The following is a 25,268-nucleotide window of genomic DNA, read 5'->3' on the forward strand; positions in this document are numbered from 1 at the left end:
TACCGGCCCGTCCGCACACAACACCGCATCAGCCAACTCGAACAACGCATCAGCCCTGGCAGTCAGACACCGATGCAACTCCGTACGGAACATCCCGAGGTCCCCCACCGCGCCTGCGCGCCCGACGTCATGCACACTGATCATCCCGCAGCCCTTGGCCCTGACCTTCTTCCCTCGACAAGAAGAATGATCAACCAAGGGCTGCGGCCATGATCAGCCAGGGTCGATACAAGCCGACCACAGGTTAAAGATCAAGCTAGGGCCTGTGTCGAAGTCGGTGCCAGGGCTTGAGCTGCCGGTTTGAGGATCTTCGCGTGTCGGTGTTCGAGATGTAGCGAGGTCTCCGGTATCTGGTTCAGCGACCAAGCAGAACCCGAACACCGGAGACCTCGTGGACACCCTAGCGGTGGCGAGGCGGCACGACCTGACCGACGCACAGTGGGTGGCGCTGGAGCCGTTGCTGCCTGTGGGGCGTAGGCCAGGTCGGCCGTCGACATGGACGAAACGGCAGCTCATTGATGGGATCCGGTGGCGGACACGGGCCGGCGCCCCGTGGCGGGACGTCCCGGAGTGCTACGGATCCTGGGCCGCGGTGTACGCGCTGTTTCGGCGTTGGCAGCGGGATGGGACCTGGGCGAAGATCCTGACCGCGTTGCAGGCGGTGGCTGACAGAGCCGGACGCGTCGTCTGGGATGTGTCGGTGGACTCGACTGTTGCCCGGGCTCATCAGCACGCCGCCGGGGCGCGTAAAAGGGGGATCTGCAGGCCGAGCCGCCGGGCGGCGTCGTGGTCGAGCCGACCGATCACGCGCTCGGCCGGTCGCGGGGCGGGCTGACCACGAAGGTGCACCTGGCGTGTGAGCAGGGGCAGAAGCCGTTGTCGATCGTGTTGACCGCCGGGCAGCGCGGGGACAGTCCCCAGTTCGTCGCGGTGCTCGACGGCATTCGGGTGCCTCGCCTGGGTGCCGGTCGGCCGCGCACCTGCCCGGACCGGGTCCTCGCTGACAAGGCGTACACGTCGAAGGCCAACCGTGCCTACCTGCGCCGACGCGGGATCGCCGCGACGATCCCTTCGAAGGCCGACCAAGACGCCAACCGGCGTAAGAAGGGGTCGAAGGGCGGCCGGCCACCGGCCTTCGACCCGCAGCTGTACAAGCAGCGTCACGCCGTGGAATGCGGCATCAACCGCCTCAAACGCCACCGCGCCGTGGCTACCCGATTCGACAAACTCGCCGTCCGCTACGAAGCCACCGTGCACATCGCCGCGATCAACGACTGGCTGTGACCGACTTCGACACAGGCCCTAGCCGAGGGAAACATCGAGGCAGCCGTAGCTTCCGGCACGGAAGCAGGAATCGGCGCAGGAGGCATCGCCGCCGGCGCTCGCTTCGGAATCAAGGGCTAACGGCACCACCAAAGCCATCGCCGACGTCAAAGTCGGAGACCTCGTCCTCGCCACCGACCCCGAAACCGGAAACGACGAAGCCAAACCCGTAACCCAAACCCACACCAACCAAGACACCGACCTCACCGACCTCGACGTACGCCTAAGCGACGACTCCAGCACCACCCTCGAAACCACCCAACACCACCCCTTCTGGAGCCAGACCCGGGCGGAATGGATCAACGCGGCCGAACTCCGCTCCGGCGAACAACTCGCGACCACCGACGGGACCGAAGTCACGGTCGAAGCCGTCCGCAACCACCGTGGCGACGAACAAATGCACGACCTGACCGTCGCCGACATCCACACATACTATGTGATCGCTGGCAATACTCCTGTCTTGGTGCACAACTGTGGCGGTAGTGTTCCGAGCCATAAGACCTTGCCAAGTAGGAATGCTGCCTTCCGTGAAGCCAAGCGAGACCTTGGTATACCAATGAGCCAACAGCCCACGGATATCCGCTCTGTGCCGATGACTGACCGTAGTGGCGCGCAGATAATGAACGAACGCGGTCGGCCGGTCATGACTCGGGAGTACATTTTCGAGCGAGGAGGCGGGGACCGAGTCGTCATCCAGGACCATTCCTTCGGGCATCAATTCGGAGAGGGGGGCGTCGGTGACCAAGGCCGACACCTCAACGTGCGGCCGTGGGCCAACACTCGGACTGGTAAGGTGCCTGGCACTGCTCAGCACTACGAGTATTAGTAGGTGAACATGGGTTGGCTCGACCTCGTAACGAATCCTCAAGGACTTAGGGAGATTTTTGGAGCGGAGACTCCGCCCTTGGTGGGGGTCGGTTTGCATGGGGTCGAAATTGACCGTGAGGGGCCAACGCTTCGACTCAGGCTGGACCTTCCGACTTATCCCTCCAATCCTCCCGTTAAGTGGCGTCGCAATGGTTATAACGTTGTTCAAGTCGAGCTACTCCTAGGTGGAGTAAGTGACATATCGATACGCGGTGTTTCTGTCAATATGTTGGTCGATGTCGACATAAAATCCGATGGTAGGTTGGCTCTCAAAATCAGCTCGCCGACATTGAATATGATTGCCATGGCGACCTCGGTCACCGTCTCAAAAATAGACGCATACCTGGATGGTGGGCGCGACTTGTGGCCCGTCAAAGATTCTGGCGGTGGGAATTAATTGCTCGTGATGGCGCGCGTCGCGTAATGCTTAAAGCTGCTGCATTCCGGCAAGCGTGACGGCGTAACCTACGCCCTATGTTACTCCGGGAGATTTGGGCGGAGTGGCTTGAAAAGTGGAAGGTTAACGTCTTCGTGGAGGAGGCTTCGGTCTGCCGAGGAGTGTGTGTTCGTGATTCAGGCGTGGAAGCTTCCTGCGCCTTACCGATGTCTTCCTTTGATTCGGTAAATGGCAATCGTTTTGGTCATGTGGTCGTCGCACAACTCATTAAGGGACGTCTCGTGATTCGGTGGTTAATCCATGGTGGATCATGTTGGGGTGCAGGTCAGGGCTATTGCGTTGTCGGGTACAGATCTTGAATGGCCAGGTTTGTCCACTGTGGTTCGGCGTGTCGGCGTGATCTTCGCTGGTGATCGTTGTAGGCCGGGGTGATGAGGTATCCCGATGGAGGTGGGTTGTCCGCGCGGGGGCGCGCTAACCTACGCCTTCGACCAAGATCCAACTGGCTCAAATCTGCTCTACAGGATCAAGAATGGCCCCGGCCGAAGCCGGGGACCGGGCGCACGCGCTACAGGCTGTCAACGCCGGTTTTCAGGCGGAGCCGACACAGGCCTACGACCCCCCGCGCACGTCCACCGATGCCAAGCCGTCAACAGACAGTCGAGCCTCGATTCCCGCTCAACAGCTCCAGGGAAAGGAATCAGGAGTAAGACGCGACGAAATCTTGCATCTATTTCTAGAACTGCTCACCGCAGGCTCAGGAGAACGAGCAAGGATAGGCTCCAAGGCCTCCGATGACGGAAGTCAGGCTACACGGAGGCGACCGAAGGAATACATTCCCCTGATGGCGCCTCACTCAGCACACCTTACGGAAGTGACCGATGCACGGTTAGGTATGGACGAAGCTGGCCCGGATAGGCTGACTCGGGTATCAAGATCGATTCTTTTCCAATTGCGGTGCTCACGACGGACATGAGGCGCTTAACTCCTTGCACGTCCTGAATTGTTCGAAATTCTCCCACCCCGCACTGAAGGCTCATCATAGCTGGATCATGCAGGGATGCCGTCCAGACTTGATCACCTACACGAATGCGCAACACGTACGGCGAATCCTCACCGTGCATAAACACCGCAGGATCCATAGAAACAGGCGAGGAATCATTCGAATCGAAGATTTGGACGTCAAATCCCGCCTCAGACAGCGCCGTCATCGCACTTATCCAGTCGCTGGCCGTCGTCCCGAGAACCACCAGCTCGACGAGTCCACCCAAGTCAGCCTGGATTCTTCGCAAGACGTCCATCTCATCAGCAGGGAATCTCGTCACGGCCTGCCCTTTCGAATATCCGGAACTTCTCGAAATCCGACGAACTTTCCATCTTGGGTCCAGCGAGCTCCGATATCAGGGAGCCAGATGTCGATTACATCGACTCCTTCGTCGGTAGTGAAGGATTGCCGAGCGGCCTTCGGATTGGTCAGCAGGTCCGCCACGAGGTACTCAGATAAATCTGCTCGGTCACGCCCCGAGCTTTCGGGGAACAATGAAGTGTTCGAGCGATTCATGTGCTTGGCATAGGACCGAGCAGCCGCCGATGAACCCCGCCCATTCGTCGCGCTTTCATACATGCTTTGAGTACTCGAACCACAGTTGTGGACGAGGACCGGTGTGTCACCGACGATCACATAGTACGTGTGGCGTTGTTACGGCGGCTGCGGCGACGTCATGGCGTCGATCTTGGCAGAGAGCTGGGCTTTCGCTCAACGATCCGCCGACCGCTCATCGACTGGTGGCGATTTTGACCGCAGCCGTGACAGCAACGTGGGCGTACGCCGGGCTGAGCGAGCCGTCAGCCGGGGCGTCTACTCGGTAGGTCGTCTGGTGCTGTTGGTGGGTTTCTTCTTCTTTGTGCGGCGGTCGATGAGGCGATCCACGGCGGCGATGCGGCGGTGGAGGCGTGTGGAGCCGGCGTCGATGGCGGTGGTGTCGATGCGGGCGAGCACGGCGCGGGCGGCGTCGAGGTCGCCTGCTCTGGCGTGGCCTTCGGCGAGCCAGGTTTGGTAGAGGGCGACTTCGCGGGCGTGGTCGTGGTTGTAGCCGGCGAGTGCTCGGGTGAGGAGGGGTTCGGCTGCGGCGGGGGTGCCGAGTTCGATGAGGCAGCGGGCGGCCATGACGTCGATCTCGGGCCGGTTGAGCCAGTAGACCCATTCGGGTTCGGCGATGCCGTCGGTGCGTTGGTCGTAGGCGTCGTTGACGGCGTCGAGGGTGCGGCGGGTGGTGTCGGTGTCGCGTAGGCGGGCTGCGGCCCAGGCGAGGCGTTCCAACAGCAGCGCCCGGACGAGTGGACTGGCATGGGGTGCGCCGGTGACGGCGGAGCGGGCGATGAGCAGCGCGTCTTCGCGTTTGCCGATGTTGGTGATCTGGTAGGCGAGGCTGGAGAGAAGTTGCGCGCCCAGTACCCGGTCTCCTGCCGATTCGGCGGCGGTGACGCCGGACAGGTAGAGCCGTTGGGCGTCCTGGTAGCGGCCGGCGTCGCTGGCGACCCAGCCAGCGAGTTGGGCCAGTTCACCGATCACGGTGTACAGCCGCTTGCCGAGTACGTCGGTGTAGGAGGCGGTGCGGGCGAGGTGTTCGGCCTGGTCGAGTTCGGTGCGGATGACGGGAAGCAGGGTACGGCTGCCGACGGTGTCGTCCAGGTGCCGAAGTTCGATCAGCCGGGATTCCAGCGATGCGACGAGCCCGGTGCCGATACGACGACCGGCACGTAGCTGCCGAGGGACAGGTGGGCCGCCGATGAGCCATTCATGGGTAAGCCGGACCGGGTCTGCTGGGGTACCGATCGGCACGCCGAGTACCTGTTCGTAGCGTTCGACGACGTCGGGGGTGGCAGGGCGGCGGCCGGTTTCGACGAGGCCGAGGTAGGGCTTACTGAAGTGCGTGAGCGCGGCCATGCCGGCGAGGCTGTGCCCGGCGGCCTCGCGGGCGGCCCGCAGCTTCGCGCCGCAGTCGGCGGTGTCGGGTGTAGACGGGGGAAGACCCTCGCCTGCTTCCATGGTCATCTCTCTCCCCTGATCCTGGTGGCAGGCCCAGCGGGGACGTGCATCGAGTCCGGACCTGGCTGGTGCTGTTCCGGGAGGGCCGGGACCGGTTACGAAGATCGGCATTCTTCATACCCGGGTGCGTGCCCGGCCCTCCCACCGTAGACCACCGACGTGCCCGGAGGGTTGAGCAGCGATGTCGATGCACCTGCCGGTTCGCCCGGCCTGGACCTGCGCCGGGTGTGGGCAGGCGTGGCCCTGCCTCACCCGCAAACGTCAACTGCTGGCCGAGTTCGCCGGGGCGCGGGTGTCGCTGATGCTCTACCTGTCCCGGTTCTTCGTCGAAGCGTGCGTGGACATGCCCGCCACCACGTCAGGATCGTTGTACCGGCGGTTCTTCACCTGGCCCTACGAGCCGACCGACGGCAGCCGGCATGAGAGCGCCCCGCCGGGACGGTGATCCCAGCGGGGCGCTCTGTCGGTGGTCGGGTTCAGTCGCCGGAGGTGGTGTCGTCGTCGGGCTGGTCGGGTTGCAGCGCCTGGTCCATGGATTCGATGGCGTGGCGTTGCAGGCGGAGCCGGACGTGGGAGTAGATGTCGGCGGTGGTGTGGATCTGTGCGTGGCCGAGCAGGTCCTTGATCGTCACCAGGTCCACGCCCTGTTCGAGTAGCAGCGTGGCACAGGTGTGCCGGAGATCGTGGAAGCGGATGTAGCGGACGTCGGCGAGTTCGCAGATGGCCTGGTGGTGGCGGTGGACCGCGGCCGGGTCCATCGGCCCGCCGGTGCTGGTGGTGAACACGAGCCCTGTTTCGGTCCACCCGTCGGCGGCCTCACGTCGGTCGATGTCCTGCCGGGTGTGGTAGCGCTTGAGTGCGGTGACGCAGTCGCGGGGAAGGACGATGCGTCGTGCGGAGCGGTGGGTCTTGACTGGTTGAAAGGTGGGGCCGCCTCGGGTGCGGGCGAGGGTGCGTCGCACGTACAGGTGACCGGTGTCGAGGTCGATGTCGTCCCAGCGCAGGCCGAGCAGTTCACCTCGCCGTAGCCCGGTGCGTAGGGCGAGTTCGAACAGTGGCCCGTGGCGGTGGTAGGCGGCGGCGAGGAGGTAGCGGCGGGCCTCGCCGGCGGTGAAGGGTTGGAAGTCGCTGCGCGGGGTGGGCAGCCGTACCGAGCTGGCGACGTTACGGCCGAGGAGGTCTTCGCGTACGCCGTCTGCGAGGGCGGCCGAGAGGACTGCCCGGATGTAGCGGACTGTCGCCGGGCGGATGTGCTTGCGGCAGCAGTTGCCGATCGCGCAGCAGCGCGGCCGGCGTGCCTTGACCAGATGGTTCGGGTCCCGTTTGGCGTCCCAGCCCTGCGCGCAGCACTGGCACACGCTCGGAAGGCGGTCGAGAAACGTCCGCACGTCCCGGACCGTCAGCGTGCCGAGTTTCCGGGCGCCGAGGCCGGGGATCAGGAACCGGCGGACCAGGGATTCATACGTGACGTACGTGGTCGCGCGGAGCCGGTGCCGGGCGACGCCGGTCAGCCACGCGGTCAGGTAATCGCCGACGGTGAGATTCGGGTCGGCGGCCACGACCAGGCCCCGGTTCGAGTCGGCCAGCTTCTCGGCGAGCTTGTCGGCCGCCTGGCGGCGGGTGGCGCCGTAGACGTAGATGCGCTTGCGGGTGCCGTCGGCGGTGAGGACGTAGCCGGCGCCGCACCAGCGGCCGTCGGCGCGCTGGTAGATGGTGCCTTCGCCGTTGGCCTTTCTACCGGCCATGATCGGTCTCCTTGGTCAGTGAGTCGAGGTAGCCGGCCAGGGACCGGGCGGGGATGCGGCGGCAGCGGCCGATGCGGACGGAGTGCAGCCGGCGGGAGCGGATGAGGTCGTAGACGGTGTGCCGGCCGACTTGTAGCCGGGCCATCACGTCGGTGACGGTCAACAGGTCGGGGCTGCTCATTGGCACTCCCCGAGTTGGCCGGTGTAGCGCCAGTCCCCGACGGTGAGCAGGTCGGTGGTCGGGTCGACACCGACAGCCTCGGCGTGGCGGGTCAGCCGCCACCGGCGCCGCTCACCGCGCAGCGCGGCGAAGGTGGTCGAGTAGGCCAGTGACTTGCTGGTGACGTGGCCCCGGTAGCCGAGCTGGTGCGCCCACCGGCGCAGCCGCAGCCCTCGCAGGTCGGGCAGTCCGCCGAGCCGCCAGCAGGTCTCCACCAACATGCGGCCGTGCGCGGGTAGCCGGTCGAGGCTGACGCCGGGACGGCGGCCGGTGCCCGAGCAGACCCGGCACCAGCGCCGCGCGTCGTCGCCGGGGCGCAGGCCGTCGCCTCGGCACGCGCGGCAGAACAGCGGTGGCACGTCGACGCCGACGGCCTCGGCGGTCTTCGTGGCGTACTTCGCCACGTACCGGGCCACCACCACATCCCCTGCGGGAAGCGGCTGGATGTCGACCTGCCGCCCCCACCGCAACACACGCCCGCCAACGACCGCTGGCGTGGCGACGGCGACGACGGGGACCGCCCGGCGGATCGCGGTTTCCAGCACGTGGAGTGTTGCCCAGGTCGGCGGCGGGGTGGGCAGGCCGTCCGGTCCGTCGAGCCTGACGATCGCGTGGAAGTGGACCACGCCCCGGGCCTGGAACTCGGCGACCTTCGCGAAGGCCATCCGCACCTGCCTGGCAGCCTCACGCCGGGACAATCCCGCCACAGCCGCGAGGGTGCGGCGTGTCTCGGTGGTGAACCGCGCCCACAGCAGCCCGGCGTGGGCGTTGAACAGCACCTGCCCCGGATAGTCATAGACGTCCGGTTCGAGGGGGGGTACCGATCAGCGGATCGCCCGGCAGATGCCACCGAACGCAGCCAGCCCCGGCGCGGTGGCAAGGACGAAGGACGCCGCCCCGGGCGGGGCCGAGGTGCACCGGCCCGAACGACGGCGCGGTCACCGTCACGAACACCCGCGGCCGGGCCACGGTGGTGGGCTCGTCGCGCAGCCCGGCGGCGATCAGGTGGAAGGCGTCGAGCTTGTACAACGTCGAACACGCCGGACACCTGGCGGCACGCCGGTTACGGCACCGCACCGTGATCGTCTGCCGGTCGCCGGTGTCGGCGAGGACACGGCCGGTACCGGCCTCGACCAGCAGACCACGCCCGGTCAACCGGATCGGATGCCGGCACACACCAACCCGTCCCTCCACCTCGTGAGCGGCGGCGATGCGGAGCAGAGCGTCGAAGTCGACACCGTGAGGGGTGGATGGCATCATCGGCGCAGCTCCTCTCCACCTATGGGAGGGCTGCTTGCGGGGAGAGCGGCGGAGTGTTCTTGGCGGAATGAGCCGCCGCCCTCCCTGTCCTGGCCACCCGGACGGTCCGCCCTGGCAGCATCGGCGAGCAGCCGCAGCGGGTCACGCACCAGTCCGGCGGTATCCGCCGCGATTCGGTCAGCGGCGGCGTCACTGACGTACGGAGTGCGGACCAGCGTGAACCCGGGCCGGCCCTCAGCCACCATCGACGCGACCCCGATGTAGGCGGGGTCCTGCAACCGACGCGGATGCTCATCCGGGAAGCCGGTAATGTCCGAACCGAGCACCGCCGTGGCCGCCTCGCTGGTGCGCTGTGCGAAACTGACCGCTACCTGGCAGTTGTCCCGGATCTTCGTCGGAATCGCATCCCCGGTCGCCTTCTGCGTCGCCAGGACCACCTGGACACCGACGTTGCGGCCCTTACGCACCAACTCCTCCACCAGCCGTGCCGTCTGCCGTGCCAGCGCATCGCGCTTCTTCGACTCGACGTCGGTGCCCTTGGACTCGTTGAAGAACGTGTGCGCCTCGTCGATCACCACCACGACCAGCGGCCACGAGGCGGACGGGCCGAGATGCCACACGTTCTTCACCCCGAGCACCGCCCGGATACACCGCTGACGACATGTCATCAGCTCATGCACCCGCACCAGATGATCACGGACCTGCTCCGGGTCGTCCTTTGCCGACAGCCACGCCCGGCGGAACAGGCCGTCGTAGTCCGGGCCGCCCTTGCCGTCGATCAACACGAACTGCACCGCCGGACTCGGCGCGAGTTGACAGAACCGGGCGTTCAACAGCGAGGTCTTGCCGAAGCCGGCCAGCCCCGCGACCACCACCCCCGACACCCCGGACGAGCGGATAGTGACCGGCTGACTATCAGCGTCGACACCCGCCGACCATGTCCGCACGTGGTCGGCGGTGGTGGTCTGCCCGTCCCAGGCGGTCGGTTGGGTGAGCGGGTCGACCAGCAGCGCCCGCAGCCGGACCAGACCGGGACGGACCTGCGCTACCCGTACCTGCGGGACGCGCCATGAGTCGGCGAGATGCCCGGCGGCGTTCTGGAACTCGACCAGGCCGAGCCGACCGACCGTGGAGGCGTCTACCTCGACACCCCACCGCCGCGCCCGCACCCGGACCGACGGCACCAGGTCTCGCCGCACCACCACCGTCTGCGGCCGAGACGACCACCACGGCGGACGGACGCGTTCGGCCTGCACCAGGCCCACCCGCACGGCGGTACGCCGCCACGAGTACCGGATCCGCCAGGCGACACGCAGCGCCGGCCGGATCTCCGCGTCTGTCAGCAGATACCGCAGCAGATGCGCGGCCAACCAGGCGACCACCACGACGGCCGCCGCGCCCAGCAGCACGGCGGGAACCATGGTGAGCAGCCTCAGATGAGGCAAATCGATCGTCGTCATCCAGGCTTCACCGCCGTCAACGCCGACGCGCGGAAGATCTGCCACGGCCGGCCGTTCTTCTCCCCCGCCACCATCGTCAGCCCAGTCGCCTTCACCCACTGGCCGACCGCGAGGTCCTTCGGCACCGACGGCTGCGGCACCGACACCCGCAACACCTGCGGGGTCCCACCGTCGGCCGTCAACGCCAGGGGCACCTCCACCAACGGCGCACCCGTGGCGCGGTCCGTGGCGGCAACCCTGTTCTCCTTGTCCTTGAACTGCGGTGTCGCCCCAGCGAGCACCAGCAGCCCCTTACCACCGTCAATCGGCAGTACCAACACGAGCGTTCTCCTTCGTTCGCCCACCACACCCCAACGGCGCGGTTACTAGGCTTCCTAAGCTTCACGTGACAATCGTGATCTAGTCAAGAGGTTTGACCCAGGAATCTTGGGTAGCCCGTGTAGCTCAATCAGGACAACACGACTACGATCAGCACATGCCGCACGACGCCGACGACCGACGCGCCCTGTTCCAACGGGTCGTCGACGACATCGTCGACCAGATCCGCACCGGCAAACTCACCCCCGGCGACGTGCTCCCCACCGCCCGACGCATGGCAGACACCTACAGCGTCGCCTCCATGACCGCCCAACGCGCCCTACGCGAGCTGCAACACCGCGGCCTCACCTACGCCGTCGTCGGCAAAGGCACCTTCGTCCACCCCCAGGCACCCCAACGCATCGGCACCGACGCCGCCGGCCGGCCCATCGCCGCGACCACCCAGACCTCGGTCATCAGCGACAACCCGGCACTCAACCGGCGCCTCGCCCTCTACCTGCTCGAACGCGACCGCATCAGCGGCAAGATCGTCGACGCCTTCATGAACAAGGACACCGCCGCAGCCTGGCAAGCCACCGAAGAACTCGCCACCCTCCAACAAGCACACACCGACCTCGCCGACGACCTCGCCGCCTACGAAGCCAACCTCGGACGAGCCGCCGCAAGCGAAGCGCCCGAGCCCGCCGAGCCGCCGGCACCGAAGAAGGCACGCCGCAACGCCAAGGCAGAGCCCAGCAGCCCGCCACCGACGGAGCCACTGGGCTAAGAATTGCTTTACCTAATCAAGACGGCCCGGCTCAGGCCGTGCCGCGCGCACGCGCTACAGCCGTTCCGGCCCCGCGCGCACACGCCGCAACCGCACCGACGATCGCGGCATCAGTTAACATGCCAGCCTCCACCAGGCCGCGACGATCGCTTCACACCTCGATCTCCGCTCCAGAGTCCGGCGATCGCCGCCACGCCGCTACGCGTCGTGCCACCGAGCACACCACGCACCGAGTCAGTGCAAGTTCCGGCGACCGAGCCGTCGCGCTCTGCAGCAAGCCGGCAAGACATCGAAATATAGGCATGCATACCAAGTTCTTGACAGCAGTCGTGACAGCAACAGGGGCGACCTTCAGCGCATTCCGACGCACAACGTGGTGGCGCCGACACCGAAAGGAGTCGACGCCACCGCGACAAGGATCAGCTATTTGTCGGGCCAGCCCTGCGGATTTGACATCCAGTCGAGAGCAAACTCGCTCCTGGGCTTTAGCTTGCGCCCGGTGCGCAACTCATACTTTTCCCGCCCTACATACAGAAGACTCTCGGCCGATTGCAGCTCCGGCTTCACGTATCTGTCGAAACCGGAGCCGGTTCGAAGGACTGCACCGAACTCGACCTCCCCAGCGAGAATACAGGCGCACCGCGCGTATAGGAAGTGATCGCTCGTTTGCGCGAGCGCGGTCCCGTCGGGCAAGACAACCGGAAGCGAAGCAAAGTCCCGCCGGTCGAGACGGAATAGATACTCACGCAAGCGATCATCGAACAAGGTGAGGCCCATCGGCGAAACCCCATCTAGCTGCACAGACACGAAGTCGAGAGCCTCAGCGATGTCGGCCGGACCTCGCACCTCGCGCGCGCCTATCGCCTTCCAAAAATCAATCATGGCTGAACCCTCACCAAAGCTTCAACTGTTCATATTGCCGCTGTTCATATATTTTCTTGCCCGGCGACGCCTTTTCGTTCGACAGGGGAACCCCTTGCTTACGGAGTTCCACCATACGAAGGTGTTCCGCTACAAAGAGATCATCATCCGTCCCGCACACGTGAGTGCAAGTGGCGTCGCTTCTACTCCTTAGCCGGCCGCTATCGATGTGATCCTGAAGGCGTCGATCGAAATTGTTTGTCTTGCCGACGTACGTCTTACCAGGGTTCAACTGATCTTGGAACTCATAGACGCCCTGATTCTTTCCACAGTTATGGACGAGGACCGGCGTGTTGCCGGCTATCACATAGTACGTGTGGATGTCGGCGACGGTAAGGTCGTGCATTTGTTCGTCGCCGCGATGGTTGCGGACGGCATTGACTGTGACTTCGGTCCCGTCGGCGGTCGCGAGTTGTTCGCCGGGGCGGAGTTCGGCAGCGTTGATCCATTCCGTCCGGGTTTGGCTCCAGAAGGGGTGGTGTTGGGTGGTTTCGAGGGTGGTGGTGGAGTCGTCGGCTAGGCGTACGTCGAGGTCGGTGAGGTCGGTGTCTTGGTTGGTGTGGGTTTGGGTTACGGGTTTGGCTTCGTCGTTTCCGGTTTCGGGGTCGGTGGCGAGGACGAGGTCTCCGACTTTGACGTCGGCGATGGCTTTGGTGGTGCCGTTAGCGAGGAGGACGCCGGTGGTTGGTGCGAAGCTGTGGGTGCACGCGCCTTTGCCCTTGATTCCGAAGCGAGCGCCGGCGGCGATGCCTCCTGCGCCGATTCCTGCTTCCGTGCCGGATGTTACGGCTGCTTCGATGTTTCCCTCGGCGAGGTTCGACCATGCGTTCCACCAGCCGAGGTAGATGTCCTTGACCGCAACGGCCGGGCTGATGAGGGCTGAGATGTAGTTTTCGGCGAACGTTTTGCCTGTGTCCCACAGGGCGTCGGTGAGGGACATGTCGCCGTTGTAGACGGCGTTCGCGTTGTTGTAGGTCGTTACCCAGCTGTTCTTGATGGTGTTGAAGGTGTCGACGATGGGGCTGACGATCGCGTTCTTTGCACCCGTCCAAAGGCCACTGACGACCTGCTTCGTGGTGGACTTCTTCTTCGGCGGAGTGGGGTTGGTGTTGGGGGTGGTGGTGCTTTTGCTGCTGTACTTCGGGGTGTAGTTGACGATCTTGGTGCCGGTGTGGCTCTTGTAGGCCCTGACATGGCCGTCGCCGTCTCCGAGGGCGTAGAGCCCTGAGGGGTCGCTGAAGGTGGTCGGACTGTTGCGGCCGTAGGCGTAGCCGTGCCATTGCTCGGGGTCGGCGAGGTCCATGACCGGGTCTACGGAGATGAATCTGCCGAGGGTGGGGTCGTATTCACGGGCGCCGAGGTGGGTCAGTCCGGTGTCGTCTTGGGTGCCGCCGACGAAGGCTTTGCTACCCAGCCAGACCGATGGGGTCGTGCCGCGTTGTTCGCCGTAGGGCATGGTGCGGCGGCGTTGGCTGGCCAGGGTGGTGGCGTCGATCTGGACCTGGCCGGTGCCTTGGTGGTTGCTGATGGTCCACTTCAGCCCGGATGCGTCACGGACGGCGATGCCGGCGTAGTAGCGGGTGCCGAGGGGTCCGCCGCTGGTGGGAGTGACGACGAGTTCGGTGCTGCCGAGGTAGAGGGTGGTCTTGTCGTCTGCGCGGGAGATGAGTCGGTTGCCGTCGGCGTCGTAGACGTACTCGGTGGAGGTCGTGTCTTCGGTGAGGGTATCGAGTCGGCCTTCGGGGTCCCAGGTCAGCGCCTGGGTGGCGCCGGTGGGGGTGGTGCGTTGGGTCATGTTGCCGGCGTCGTCGTAGGCGAACCCGCGGGTTCCGGTGCCGGCGAGGGGGCCGGTGGCGGTGACCGAGGCGATCTGGTGGGCGGTGACTCCGTGGAGGGCGCCGGTGTTGTAGGTCCACACCGTGTTGCCGGTGGTGGTGTTGTGGTCGGTTTGGGTGAGCCGGTTACCGAGGGCGTCGAAGGTCCAGGAGCGGTGGTAGGGGTCAGCGCCGGCGCGTTGGGGGGTGGCGCAGGTGGTGGCTGTTTGGGTCCAGGCTTGGGTCAGCCGACGTAGGTGGTCGTAGGTGAAGCATTCGACCTGGTCGGTGGTGCCGTTGGTTTTTCCGGCGATGGAGGTGATGTTGCCGGTCTGGTCGTAGGTGTAGCCGCTGGTGAACTTGCTGGTGAAGGTTCCGGGGGTGGTGGGGCTTTCGGTGGCGACGTCGTGGGCGTCGAGCCGTCCGGTGCCGGTGTCGATGGTGGTGGTCTGCCGGACCTGGTTGCCGGGGGCGCCGTGCAGGCTCTGGTGTGCGGGTCCGTGGTTGTAGTAGGTCGCGTCCGCGAGGTATTTGGTGTCGGGTGCTCCGGCGATCTGGCCGGTCGTGGAGCGCGCGTATCCGTTGGTGTCGTAGGTGGAGGTGATGGTCTCGGCGGGGAGACCACCGATGCCGGGCAAGGTCTGCCGGGTGATCTTGCCGGCGAGGTTGTAGGCGACACCGGTGGTGTAGGTGCCGGCAAGGGCGCCTTCGACGGCGGGAATCGTGACGATGGTGCCGGTCGGTTCGTAGCGGTCGGTGTAGCCGGTCACCGCGGTGGTGTAGGCGTTGCCGTCGCGCCACCTCGTGGACGAGGTAAGGCGCCCCTTGGCGATGCTGTCATACACGTAGCTGACCAGTCGCGTGCCGGTGCCGACGTCGCCGGCCCACCGACCCTTGGTGCGGGACTGCGCGTCGTACTCGGTCGAGATCTTCTGCCCGCGTCCGTCGATGGTGTAGGCGACTCGGCCGGCAGTGTCGTAGTGGGTGGTGGCGGTGCCGGAGTCCGGGTCGACCTTCTGCGTGAGACGGCCGGCGAGGTCGTAGGTGTTGGTCCAGGTGTTGCCGTCGGGGTCGACGACCGTGGTGAGTTGGTCCAGGAGGTCGTAGGTGTATGTGGTGCTCTGGTACGTGCTCGGGTTGGTGGCCGAGGTGTACTGGTCCAGCCGCGTCGTGTTGCCCCGCGTGTCGATGTGACTGACCGTCCTGGTCCCGCCCGCCGGGGGCACGACCATGGTGCGGTCGCCGTAATAGGTGGTAGCGGTCTGCCGCCACGCCGTACCGAGCTTCTTGTCCACCACTGCGGTGGCCCGATTCAGATGGTCGTAGGTCGTCTCGCGAACGGCAGGAACGGTGGCCAGGCTCGGGTTGACCAACCCGGAACCAGCCGCGGAGCTGTTGTGGAAGGGGTCGGTGGTGGCGGCGACGTTGCCACGGGCATCGTAGGTGGTGGCGGTGACAACCCGTCCACCGTTCGGACCCGGCTGCTGGACTTCCCGTACTCGGCCGAGACCATCAACGTACTGGTAGGAGTTCAGGTAGACCGGGCTGCCATCGTGGGATTGCAGCGTTTCGGTCCTGGTCCGCGCGGCGGAGGTGGGTTGGCCGATCCCGCTGGAGGTGAGCTGGTAGCCGAACCGCAGCGACGGCACCCCGGACGACTTCGCCTGCCCCGGCGCGTACACCTCGACCAGTCGGCCGAGCGGGTCGTAGACCAGGTCGGTGACCTTGCCGTTCGGGTCGGTGATCCGCGACGGTTCACCCGTGTGCCGGTCGATCAGAGTGGTGCTGGAGTGGTTGAAGCCACCGCCGACGGTGCTGGTGATGCCGTTGTCGGGCCAGTTGACACCCGGGCTGTAGCTGGTGGTAATGGTCAATCCGGCCGAGTCGGTCGTGCTCAGGATCCGACCGGTGTTGTCGTAGGTGCTACGGCCACTGGACACGTAACTGGTCGGACTGCGGTACGTGCGCACCTCGGCGACGTTGCCGTCGAACGGGGTCTGGGAGCCTTCGACCGTGTAGGTGTCGTAGAAGGTGACTGCGCGCGACAGCAACGTTCCCGAGCCGCAGGTATCGCCGGACCAGGTCTCCACCCGCTCCGGGAAGTTAATCATGTAGAAGGAGTTGGGTTCGTTGCGTTGGGCGTAGGTGTAGGAGGTGCAGGTGTTGTCCGCGACCCCGACCTCGTTGTACTGGTGGAACCGGATCGGCAGCCCGTACGTCGACTCGTAGATGGTCCTCTCTTCGCTGGTCCGCCAGCTGCCGTCGTCGAGCTTGACCCGGTTGCTTTCCAAGCCGACGCGGACCTGGCGGGGGTTGGCGTAGCCGGGACCGTTGAAGCTGCCCTGGATGATGTGGTCGTAGCGGGTGCTGGCGACCTCGGTGTAGGAGGCGTTGGCCGGATTCGCGTTGTAGGTGGTCATCCGGTACTGGCGGGTCTGCAGGGTCCGACCGGCGCGGGCAGAGTGGTCGTCGTAGGTGTTACCGGCGTAGTCGGAGACGGTGGTTTCCTTGATGCCGCCGCCGCTGCCGGGGTCGTAGATGTCGTGGTACAGGCCGCGGAAGAACGTCGACATCCACACCGTGTACTTCGACGGATCCGTGCCCGAGCCCTGCACGACGCGGACACGGTTGTAGCCGGCGAAGACGCTCCACGACTCCTCGGCGTCGGGCACGAGCGGGTTGTTGGCGTTCTTCCACGCTGGCGTGCCGACGGAGTAGTCGTACTGGGTGACCTGGTCCGGTGACCCACCCACCTGATCCTTCTCCACCACCTTTTTGACGAGGTACTTGTGGAAGATCCCGAACCCTGGGTCGGCGCCGGGTGGTGAGTGGAAGATCGGGTAGCAGTCCTCGGTGTTGACGTCCCAGTTGCCCTGCTTGCCGTTGTGCCAGCTGTTGAAGCCCGACTGATTCGACCCGCCCTGCGGGCACGGTTTCTGCGTGCCGTAGGTGACTTCGGTGCGGCCACCGAGGCCGTTGCGGACGACCAGTAGCCGCGGCATCCGCATCGCGGACACACCGACGCCGGTCTCGTCGTAGTCGACCCGGCCGTCCCGGTAGTTCGGCTGCGTCCCGTCGACGTAGTCGAAGTTCACCGGCGGCATGTCGATCTTGTTCGTGTCCGCGCCGATCAGCCCAATCGGACGGATGTAGTCCAGGATGAACACCCGCTCGGTCATGCCCGGCGGGTTGACCACCTTGTAGCGCAGCTGGACGCGATTGATGTTGTTCCACGCCGCGGTACCGGCGTTCCACTGGTACGACGTCACCCGGTCCAGGATCTTGCTGCTGAAGAACGACTGGGTGTAGTTCCCACACGACGACGACCCGCACGACAGATCCCCGGGCACGTCGGGGTAGGAGGTCGGGTTCGACGACAGCGACGGACACGACGCCGGAGTGTTGTTCAGCGGGTCGTCCTCGGCGGTGCGCTCCACACACCGGTTCGCCCAACTGAACAACACCCGACCAACCGGGACTGCCCCGGCCTCGGTGGCGTTCTTCGCGTACTCGATCGACGACAGATAGCCGCCGCGGTCGTACTCCAGCACCGAACCGGTCAACGCCCGCTTGTAGTGGTTCGTCTCCCGCGTCCAGTGCAGATACGTCTCGTTCTCGTTGGCATCCCGAACCCGGTCCAGGTTCCACCGCCACGGATCCCGACACGAGTTCGGATACACGCTGTGGCACGGCTCCCCCGCCTCATCACCGAGGAACGACATCTTCCACACCGAGTCCCGCACATACCCGAACCGGTACTCCGTGCCGTCCTGCGTCCACACCTTCCAGTAGCCGTCGTCCTCAGCACCACCGGAGAGGAACTCCACCCGCCACCCGAGATCGTCAACCGGCTTCCACACCCCCGCCGTGGTCTTCACGATCTGCGTCGACTGCCCCTGCAACGAGATCGTGATATGCGACGCCGCCACATCATTCGTGGCCGCTTCGCCGTCCTCACCGTCCGGGGACTCCCAACACATCTCCGTCTTGTGTGTCCGGCACGGCTTGTACATCCGCTCCACGTAGCCCGGCGAGAACGACCACCCCAACCCGGCCGGACCCGACTGGTTGTTCGTGCCGTGCGTCATCCCATCCACCGCCGACGAGCTGTACGACAACCCCAACCCCAACGTCTGCCCATACGGCAACGGCGGCTCCGGCAACGGATACGAATAGGTGAACGACCCCGCGCTCTCCCCCACCTGCCACGACCCCGACGGCTTCAAATCCGTCGCCGTGTACGAGCCGGTCGACCCACCCGACGCCGACGACGCCAGGGCGTACACGCCTACCGACTCGACAGATGCCTGCGCGGTAAAGCCCTCGAACGCACCCGTGCGACTGCCGGCAGCGGTCGAGTCACCGGCAACGTCCACCACCGCCGTCAACCTCTTCGCGTGCGGATCATTCACCGCCGACACCCACACCGGATCAGCCGAACACTCCGGCACTTCCGGCGTCGTCGCCGCACACCCCGGCAACCGCACCAACGTCAACCGGTCAGCAAACGAACCTCCGTACGCCTGCGCGAAATCCGAATAGTCGACCACGACCTGCACCGCACCGGCCGCCGCGGAACCGTCCGCCCGGGAAAGCGAGTACAACGGGCCCGCATTACCCAACGCCACCGACGCCGACCGGTCGAACGACCGCACCCGCACCGACCCCACCTCACCACCGGTCAGGCCCCGCGCCGCCACACCCTCACCAGCAGGTGCCTCGACGGCAGGTTCAACCGTCACCCCGAACGCCGTCCGATCCCCGGCGTCACCCCGAAGGTTGATGACCGCCTCACCACCTGCCGGGAACTCCCCCGCAGGCAGCGGCTCCGTCACCGCAATCTCGCCATCCGGATCTGGATCCTGCTCTGTCTGCCGGACTGCAACACTCGCCACCGACGGAGAGTCAGCCGGCTTCGATACCGGTGCCGCTTCCGCTGGCTGCTCGAGTTGCAACACCGGCAACAAACCCACCAGCACCGCCACCGCCAGAAGGCCCGCCCCGGTCCTTCCCCGCGCACCTGACCGATCGCACGCAGGGCCCCCACGGCGGCCAGCAAGCATCGCAACCACTCCCGTCGATCTCGAAGTGCTCGCCACGCTAGACACCCTCGACGGTCCACACAAGAACGAAACCCACACCCTGCAGACCGTCAGTTGATGACGATCACGCACCGTATCGGTCCGGGTAACCAAACACGGTCCAGTCGGCACCCCTTACCGCCGCAAGCCACACAATCCCCATCACCGCGGAGTTCGACAAAAAGATCGCTCGCTACAGACAGGCTCTCGACGACGGAGCCAGCCCGGCGGTCGTGGCGGGCTGGATCGCCGAAGCTGAACAGCAGCGCGACAAGGCGCTGGCAAGCCGCCCCGCTGCACGCGAGTCCGACGCCATCGACTCGATGACCGCCGAGGACATCGCCTCGCTGATCGCCGAGCTGGGCAACATCGCTGCGGCGCTGGAGGAGGCAGAACCCGAAGACAAGCTCGACCTGTACCGAAGCCTACGGCTGAGGCTGACATACTCCGCAGAAACACGAACGGTGTTCGCCCGAATTGATCTTGGCGAACACCGTTGGGATTTGGTTCGTGTCCGAGGGGGGATTCGATCACAAATTTACGGCACCTATGCTCAGCATAGGTGCTCATGCCGTAAATCCTATAGCAGCCGCGCGTCTGGGTATCGTCGTGTTGACCGCAGTGTCCGCCGCTGGCTGCCGCACCGGGTGTCAACGGCCATCGGATTTGGCTCTGACGCAGACTTGATGATCGACGGACGCTAATGAGCGTCGGCTGTGGCGGCGTTGTCCTGTCGTAGTTCCTGCACGAGCGCGTCGATGTGGTCTTGCGGGAGTTCGAGGGCCTGGCGCGCCTGGTAGCGGCCGCGGGCCAGTAGCTCGGTGTCGAAGTCGTCGCGCAGGTCGTCCAGGTTGAGATCGGTGAGATGCCCGAGGTGGGTGACCAGGCCGGCGGTGAACCAGCGGGCGGCCTGCTGCGCGTGGCCGTGTTCGGCGAGGGCTTCGCCGATGACGATGAAGACGTCCGGGTCCTCGGGGTGGAGCCGGCGCGCTTCGGTGATCATGGCCATGGCTTCGTCGTGGCGCTGCCGGTCGAGCAGGAACGAGGCGTAGGCGGCCTGCGGGGCGCCGGGTTCGGCGTCTTCGATGGGCAGTGCCTGGCGGAACATCTGTTCGGCCAGGTCGTGGTCGCCGAGGATGGCGTAGTACTCTCCGGCCTGGCACAGGCTGGCGGCCTGTTCGGCGCAGTCGTGGCCGGCATGGGCGACCGACAGGGCGTCGGCGTGGGCGCGGCGTTCGGCGTCGGTGAACGGGACGAAGTCCTCGTCGCCGGGCCGGGGGTCGTTGCGGTGTCTGCGCGCCATGCCACCACCCTAACGACGGCTCCCGCCCGCAGGCGGTCACACCGCGGTGGGATCAGTTGGCGTGCAGCACCCGCTTGCGCAGCAGGTCGAAACCAGCGCGGCCATACATCTGCCTCTTGATCATCTTGATGCGGTTCACGTGGCCTTCCACCGGCCCTGAGCTCCACGGCAGCGTCAGTCCCGCGGTGACCGCGTCGAGGTCGCGCTGCAGGCCGGGCAGGTCGTCGGCAAGCACGCTGGTGATCCACTGCCCGAGGTGGTGGCCGGTGAGGTTCTTCATCATCTTGGCGAACTCGCGGACGTGCCCGGCGAGGGCGGCCAGGGCCGGGCTGCGCTCGAGTAGACGCTGCAGCTGGTCACGGTGTTCGGGGGCGAGGTTGTCCGGGTCGGTGACGATCCATCCGGCCGCCTGCCTGGCCTTGATCACCGCCGGCATCGACGCCGGCATGGGCAGGCCCGCCCGGTAGGGCTGCAGGAACCGGCGCACCGTCTTGACACTGCCCCGGAAGCCCTGCGCGGCGATCTGGCGGAACAACGCTTCGGCGTCGGTGCAGCCCTCGTTCCAGCGCCGACACAGGTACGGCTTGAACTCGTCGAGCACGCTCTGGCGGGCGGTCCGGGTCAGCAACTCCTCCACGCAGGTCGCGTCGGCGAACCGGCGGACGGTGTGCGGGTCCAGCTTCAACCGGCGACTGATCGCCGCCCGCGAGACGCCGTCGGCCAGCAGACCCTGGACCTGGGCGTAGCGATTACGGGTCCGGATCGCCAGCCCCGACTCCCGAGGCGGCGGCACCTGGGCTGGCTGCTCCATCGGCGCCGCCGCAACCAGCGGCAGTTCCTGCAGGCTGTCACGGTGACGCGCCACGCACTTGTCCACCGCCAGGCACAGGTTCCGCCACAAGTGCCAACGATCACTGACCTGCACCGCGTCCGGCGCGCCGGCCGTCGCACCACCGGCATACGCAGTGCTGCCATCCCGGCAGATGATCCCGACCCCGGGATGGGCGGCCAGCCACGTGCCCAGCGTTTCCGCGGTGCGGTCGGGCAGCACCTCGACCGGCCTGCCCGTCTGGATGTCGACCAGCACCGTGGCATACACGTAGCCGCGGCGCAGCGCGAAATCATCCACGCCCAGCACCCGCGGCGTCACCACAGAGGGCTCCGGGATCCGCCGGACCGCCCGCAGCAGCGTCGACGGACTGCACCCGATCCCCAAGGCGCGGCCCAACCTTGCACCAGCACGACCACCCAGCGCCAGCGCCACCGACGTGAGCCCGTCACCGGCCAGCCGAGTCCTTCGCGCATGCCGGTCGGCGAACCCGAGACTCTCGCAGAACACCTTCCGGCTGCACGACAGGTTGTCGCAGAAGAACCTGCGCACCTTCACCACCAGCTGCGCCGGCCGCATCGCCACCGCAGCGTCCGACAAGCGGCGCACATACCTGCTATGCACCCTCCCCGACACCGTCTGGCACTTCGGGCAGCTTGCCAACTCGGCCGTCGAGGCAGCCTGGACCAGCAGCCCTTCGCCCTCAGCCTGAACTCGATCTACAGCCACCCGTGAGAGGTGAGGAAAGAGAGCACATACGGCGTCCACAAGCGACCGACACTATGATCCACGCCGCTCGATCATCAAGTCTGCGACAGAGCCTCGGATTTCCTCGTAGGCGGCCAGTAGATCTCCCCGCTGGCGGCCACGGTTTCGGCTCTGATCCATCCGTTGTGAAGCCCCGCCAGCCGGTCATGCTGCCACCGCATCGGTCGCTGACGAAGCGCCGACTCGGTGCGTGCCCGGGGGACGGGAGCGGGCCGTGGACCGGGAGAATGGGGGCCGTGACCAAGCGTTCCGCCGCATCGGATAAGCCGATCGAGCACCGTGTGCCCACGCCTGGCACCGTGCGGCGGCTCTACGGCACTGCGCTCGCGTGCGCGAAGCCTGGGTGCCGTGCCGAGCTGTACACAGTGAACGCGGACACCGGCCAACACGTTCTCAACAGCCACGTGGCCCATATCCACGCGCGCAGCGAAGGCGGCCCTCGCTGGGACCCAGCCATGAGCGAAGCCGACAACCGCGACGTCGGCAACCTCCTCCTGCTGTGCTTTCCCCACGCGTGGGAGATCGATCAGGTCCCGGACGAGTACCCCGCCGAGATGCTTCGGGCCTGGAAGCGGGATCAGCTGGCCGACTTCCAACGCGCGCACCGTAGCTGGCAGATCAGCGACGAAGAGGCCCGCGAGGCGGTCGCACCCTTCGACCTCGGCGCCATCGTCGAGAAGATCAGCGCAGTCGTGCCGTTCAACCCGCGTATGCGCGGCCGGATCGAGACATGGCAACTGGCTATTCGGCGAGGCCACGCCATGCGAGTGTCCCGGTTGACACCGCTCGTGCCGGCGGAGCGGCGTTCGGCGGTACTTGCGTGGATGGCGGCGAGCCAGGAACCGCTCGTTGAGGTCCCCGTGGGGCAGGTCCGCGTTCTGGTGGGCCGGCTTGGGGCCGGCAAGTCGGAACAGGCACTGCGCTGGTGGGGGCAGGCTGTCCAGGTGGCGGCCAACGACCCGGACACCGAGATTCCGCTGTTTCTTCCGGCTCGGCACATCACTGCCAGCTTGGAATTGGTGATCGCCAACGAGCTTGGCGGCGACCCCTCCGGCCGCTGCCAGGTGGTCATCGATGACCTGGACAGTGTCCCGTTGCGGGAAGCCGCCCGTCTCCTCGCCGAGGCCCGCCAACTTGTCCACACGTGGCCTCGGGTCAGCGTGCTGGCGACCGCGCGACCGGGAATCCCCGTGCCCGACGAGGAGAAGATCCCCATCGAGCGGTGGCCGGCCCAGCGTGGCGCCGAGCTGGCAGAGTTGGCTCTCGGTGACGACATCCCCTGGCACCTGTGGAACACCGAAACGGCTGACCTGCTCACCAGTCCACTGACCGCTCTTGGCCTGGCGGCCCGAGTACACGCTGGCCGCGACGCCAAAGTGTCCCGGGCTCAACTCCTGGCTGGTCTCGCGACGATGGTCATCGAGCCGCAGAGCCACGAGGTTGCTGATGACACGTGGCAGGACCTGGCTCGGCTGGCCATTCGGATCCTCGGACAGTCGCAGCCAGTTACCGGTGATTCATTCGGGTCGTTGCCCCTCGTGCGCCGCCTCACCGCAACCGGCCTCGTCGTCCGCGACCACACGGAGCTGACGTTCGCGTTGCCCGTGTTCGAGCAGTACTTCGGGGCCGAAGCCCTCCGGCTGGGCCTGGCTGACCTGGAGACGATCGCAGCAGCCAGTTCGTTCCCCCGGTGGCGGTACGCGCTCGCATTCGCCGTGTCCACCGCCATCAACCAGGATCAAGAACGCCTCTTCGCCGGCCTTGCGACGGTCAATCCGGCGGCAGCGTTCTGGATCCTCGATGAGATCGCCGACGCCAGTGCGGACCGCACCCATGAGGGTCCATCTCGTGAGGCGATCGCGGCGCTCATCAGCCGCCGCGACCCCACCGGCGAGGTCGCCGCCGAGCCCGACCTTGCCATCCGCGCAGGGCAATGGCTGCGCGGCGCGGAACAAGCCCTGCTAAGCGGACTCGGACCCCTGGCCGAGTCATTGGCACAACACCGCGACGGTCGCCTCGTCCAGTGGGGCACCTGGTTGCAGAACGGCTATCTGACGCTCGCCCGCTCGCGCGACCAGCTGCCGCCGCCAGAGGTCATCAAACTTCCCCAAGCATGGCCCAGCCTCGGCCGATGGCACCGCATCGAGGGGATTCGTTTTCCGACCTCTGACCTTGGTCGCTGGCTGCGCGCCCAGGCCACGCTGCAGCAACAGCTCCAGAACGCGATCAGGAGACGGACCCTGCCCGTTCCCCGCACATCAACGCTGGCACGCGAACGGCTGTACCTACTCGCCGACTTCGTCTACAACTACAGCGCCGCACGCCGACGCCGCACCATCGACCTCGCCGAACTGCGTGACACCGTCACCAAGTGGATGGAGCGGGTGAACCGGTCGGCGCGGTCGACATGGCAAGGCACAGGCCGCTCCATTGACTCGGACGACATCCGATGGCTCGCCGCCCAACTGGACATGGAGGACGGCGATACGCTCCTGCCACCCTGGCCCGAAGGCGATCAACCCGGGACAGGCAGGTGGCGCTGGCAGACGTACTCACCGAAGCTGACCTTGACCCTGGCAACGGACATCGTGCGACAAGCCCTGATCGGCTACCGGCAGCTCGCCGAAACCTCCTTCCCTGCCTTCGGTGACGCCTTGGGGCTCTACAGCATGCTGCCCGTACGCGTCGAAGGACTCATCCAGCGCCCCGTCAACGACGAGAACGCGCACACGATCGAGATAATCGTCAGCCTGGACCCCGACCCCGCTGCCCAGCGATCGGACGTGCCGTCAGTCGACCTGCGACTCGTACCCGACAACGGTCAAGCGTTCTGGACCTTCAGCCAGGAGCGCCGCAGCGCCGCTCGGACGACGTTCGGCCAGAGCCCGCTCCAGATCGTAGACCTGCCTCTGGGCCACACGTGTCCGGCGGCCAGCCTGGCGTACCGGTGGCTGGTCCAGGATCTTGTCGGAGTCGGCTGGCTCAACGATCACCACAGACTCCTCGATTGAAGCCGGTCACCTCTCGCGGCGGCCAATGCCGTCACAGGGCTCAGCGCGTCCCGTCAGATACCTGTGCCCCCTCTGCCGGCGACTGGACTCGTGGTCATTCGATGGTCCGGTCGAGACCGGTCATGGATTTGACGAC

General features: G+C 66.0%; 17 protein-coding genes and 1 pseudogene. 8 read left to right on the forward strand and 10 right to left on the reverse strand.

Annotated elements, in window-relative coordinates; translation table 11 throughout:
• Window positions 1–406: 406 nt before the first annotated feature.
• From ACLQ2S_RS24905 to ACLQ2S_RS24915, 3 genes are all read left to right on the forward strand, one after another.
• Window positions 407–1,284 (forward strand): IS5 family transposase gene (locus tag ACLQ2S_RS24905; protein WP_425703332.1). Its coding sequence is split into 2 segments (ribosomal slippage): window positions 407–796 and window positions 799–1,284, totalling 876 coding nucleotides; the frame shifts between segments, so codons are not numbered across the junction.
• 136 nt (window positions 1,285–1,420) lie between these two features.
• On the forward strand, window positions 1,421–2,149 hold the full coding sequence (locus ACLQ2S_RS24910; RefSeq protein WP_425703334.1) for an HNH/endonuclease VII fold putative polymorphic toxin: 729 nt from the start codon (window positions 1,421–1,423) through the stop codon (window positions 2,147–2,149).
• Between the two features lie 9 nt (window positions 2,150–2,158).
• A complete protein-coding gene (locus ACLQ2S_RS24915; protein ID WP_425703336.1) occupies window positions 2,159–2,587 on the forward strand; it encodes an Imm50 family immunity protein in 429 nt (142 codons plus the stop codon).
• 1,858 nt (window positions 2,588–4,445) lie between these two features.
• Here ACLQ2S_RS24915 and ACLQ2S_RS24920 read toward each other — a convergent pair.
• Window positions 4,446–5,642 carry a helix-turn-helix domain-containing protein gene (locus ACLQ2S_RS24920; protein WP_425703268.1) on the reverse strand — a complete coding sequence of 399 codons (1,197 nt, stop codon included), beginning with the start codon at window positions 5,640–5,642 and terminating at the stop codon, window positions 4,446–4,448.
• 175 nt (window positions 5,643–5,817) lie between these two features.
• Here ACLQ2S_RS24920 and ACLQ2S_RS24925 point away from each other — a divergent pair, with 175 nt between their 5' ends.
• Window positions 5,818–6,081 (forward strand): flavin reductase, encoded by a 264-nt coding sequence (locus ACLQ2S_RS24925; protein WP_169598789.1) that lies wholly within the window; start codon window positions 5,818–5,820, stop codon window positions 6,079–6,081.
• A gap of 31 nt (window positions 6,082–6,112) precedes the next feature.
• Here ACLQ2S_RS24925 and ACLQ2S_RS24930 read toward each other — a convergent pair whose 3' ends face one another.
• The 5 genes and pseudogenes from ACLQ2S_RS24930 to ACLQ2S_RS24950 form a co-directional block, all read right to left on the reverse strand.
• Window positions 6,113–7,381: a tyrosine-type recombinase/integrase gene (locus ACLQ2S_RS24930; RefSeq protein ID WP_425703271.1), complete on the reverse strand. Its 1,269-nt coding sequence runs from the start codon at window positions 7,379–7,381 to the stop codon at window positions 6,113–6,115.
• The gene (locus ACLQ2S_RS24935) at window positions 7,371–7,562 is read right to left on the reverse strand and encodes a helix-turn-helix domain-containing protein (RefSeq protein ID WP_016814356.1); all 192 of its coding nucleotides are present in this window, start codon (window positions 7,560–7,562) and stop codon (window positions 7,371–7,373) included. The genes ACLQ2S_RS24930 and ACLQ2S_RS24935 overlap by 11 nt, the downstream gene beginning before the upstream one ends.
• A pseudogene (locus tag ACLQ2S_RS24940) lies at window positions 7,559–8,861 on the reverse strand (replication initiator). The gene ACLQ2S_RS24935 and the pseudogene ACLQ2S_RS24940 overlap by 4 nt, the downstream one beginning before the upstream one ends.
• Window positions 8,858–10,321 carry an FtsK/SpoIIIE domain-containing protein gene (locus tag ACLQ2S_RS24945; protein ID WP_425703273.1) on the reverse strand — a complete coding sequence of 488 codons (1,464 nt, stop codon included), beginning with the start codon at window positions 10,319–10,321 and terminating at the stop codon, window positions 8,858–8,860. The pseudogene ACLQ2S_RS24940 and the gene ACLQ2S_RS24945 overlap by 4 nt, the downstream one beginning before the upstream one ends.
• Window positions 10,318–10,641, reverse strand: a complete 324-nt coding sequence (locus ACLQ2S_RS24950; protein WP_425703275.1) for a hypothetical protein — start codon at window positions 10,639–10,641, stop codon at window positions 10,318–10,320. The genes ACLQ2S_RS24945 and ACLQ2S_RS24950 overlap by 4 nt, the downstream gene beginning before the upstream one ends.
• A 155-nt stretch (window positions 10,642–10,796) precedes the next feature.
• Here ACLQ2S_RS24950 and ACLQ2S_RS24955 point away from each other — a divergent pair, with 155 nt between their 5' ends.
• A complete protein-coding gene (locus ACLQ2S_RS24955) occupies window positions 10,797–11,405 on the forward strand; it encodes a GntR family transcriptional regulator (protein WP_425703277.1) in 609 nt (202 codons plus the stop codon).
• A 423-nt stretch (window positions 11,406–11,828) separates the two neighbouring features.
• Here ACLQ2S_RS24955 and ACLQ2S_RS24960 read toward each other — a convergent pair whose 3' ends face one another.
• The gene (locus ACLQ2S_RS24960; protein WP_425703279.1) at window positions 11,829–12,287 is read right to left on the reverse strand and encodes a DUF4240 domain-containing protein; all 459 of its coding nucleotides are present in this window, start codon (window positions 12,285–12,287) and stop codon (window positions 11,829–11,831) included.
• A gap of 10 nt (window positions 12,288–12,297) precedes the next feature.
• Window positions 12,298–17,337 carry a polymorphic toxin-type HINT domain-containing protein gene (locus tag ACLQ2S_RS24965; RefSeq protein WP_425703281.1) on the reverse strand — a complete coding sequence of 1,680 codons (5,040 nt, stop codon included), beginning with the start codon at window positions 17,335–17,337 and terminating at the stop codon, window positions 12,298–12,300.
• 979 nt (window positions 17,338–18,316) lie between these two features.
• On the opposite strand from ACLQ2S_RS24965, the gene ACLQ2S_RS24970 reads away from it, so the two are divergent.
• Together ACLQ2S_RS24970 and ACLQ2S_RS24975 are read left to right on the forward strand one after the other, a co-directional pair.
• Window positions 18,317–18,682 carry a hypothetical protein gene (locus ACLQ2S_RS24970; protein ID WP_425703283.1) on the forward strand — a complete coding sequence of 122 codons (366 nt, stop codon included), beginning with the start codon at window positions 18,317–18,319 and terminating at the stop codon, window positions 18,680–18,682.
• Between the two features lie 772 nt (window positions 18,683–19,454).
• The gene (locus ACLQ2S_RS24975; RefSeq protein WP_425703285.1) at window positions 19,455–19,925 is read left to right on the forward strand and encodes a hypothetical protein; all 471 of its coding nucleotides are present in this window, start codon (window positions 19,455–19,457) and stop codon (window positions 19,923–19,925) included.
• Here the strand turns inward: ACLQ2S_RS24975 and ACLQ2S_RS24980 are convergent.
• Window positions 19,922–20,524 (reverse strand): hypothetical protein, encoded by a 603-nt coding sequence (locus tag ACLQ2S_RS24980; RefSeq protein WP_425703287.1) that lies wholly within the window; start codon window positions 20,522–20,524, stop codon window positions 19,922–19,924. The genes ACLQ2S_RS24975 and ACLQ2S_RS24980 overlap by 4 nt on opposite strands.
• Before the next feature lie 52 nt (window positions 20,525–20,576).
• Window positions 20,577–22,121 carry an ISL3 family transposase gene (locus tag ACLQ2S_RS24985; protein WP_425703289.1) on the reverse strand — a complete coding sequence of 515 codons (1,545 nt, stop codon included), beginning with the start codon at window positions 22,119–22,121 and terminating at the stop codon, window positions 20,577–20,579.
• A gap of 236 nt (window positions 22,122–22,357) precedes the next feature.
• Between ACLQ2S_RS24985 and ACLQ2S_RS24990 the strand changes: the two genes are divergently transcribed.
• Window positions 22,358–25,132 carry a hypothetical protein gene (locus ACLQ2S_RS24990; RefSeq protein WP_425703291.1) on the forward strand — a complete coding sequence of 925 codons (2,775 nt, stop codon included), beginning with the start codon at window positions 22,358–22,360 and terminating at the stop codon, window positions 25,130–25,132.
• The last annotated feature ends 136 nt before the right edge of the window (window positions 25,133–25,268 follow it).

It is taken from the genome of Micromonospora sp. DT48, from assembly GCF_049844495.1.
In the GTDB taxonomy this organism is placed as follows: Bacteria; Actinomycetota; Actinomycetes; order Mycobacteriales; family Micromonosporaceae; genus Micromonospora.

Excerpts from the sequence above, each read along its gene's own strand:
- ACLQ2S_RS24915 (WP_425703336.1), top strand. The coding sequence starts at position 2,159 with ATGGGTTGGCTCGACCTCGTAACGAATCCTCAAGGACTTAGGGAGATT.
- ACLQ2S_RS24920 (WP_425703268.1), bottom strand. The coding sequence starts at position 5,642 with ATGACCATGGAAGCAGGCGAGGGTCTTCCCCCGTCTACACCCGACACC.
- ACLQ2S_RS24925 (WP_169598789.1), top strand. The coding sequence starts at position 5,818 with ATGTCGATGCACCTGCCGGTTCGCCCGGCCTGGACCTGCGCCGGGTGT.
- ACLQ2S_RS24930 (WP_425703271.1), bottom strand. The coding sequence starts at position 7,381 with ATGGCCGGTAGAAAGGCCAACGGCGAAGGCACCATCTACCAGCGCGCC.
- ACLQ2S_RS24935 (WP_016814356.1), bottom strand. The coding sequence starts at position 7,562 with ATGAGCAGCCCCGACCTGTTGACCGTCACCGACGTGATGGCCCGGCTA.
- ACLQ2S_RS24945 (WP_425703273.1), bottom strand. The coding sequence starts at position 10,321 with ATGACGACGATCGATTTGCCTCATCTGAGGCTGCTCACCATGGTTCCC.
- ACLQ2S_RS24955 (WP_425703277.1), top strand. The coding sequence starts at position 10,797 with ATGCCGCACGACGCCGACGACCGACGCGCCCTGTTCCAACGGGTCGTC.
- ACLQ2S_RS24960 (WP_425703279.1), bottom strand. The coding sequence starts at position 12,287 with ATGATTGATTTTTGGAAGGCGATAGGCGCGCGCGAGGTGCGAGGTCCG.
- ACLQ2S_RS24980 (WP_425703287.1), bottom strand. The coding sequence starts at position 20,524 with ATGGCGCGCAGACACCGCAACGACCCCCGGCCCGGCGACGAGGACTTC.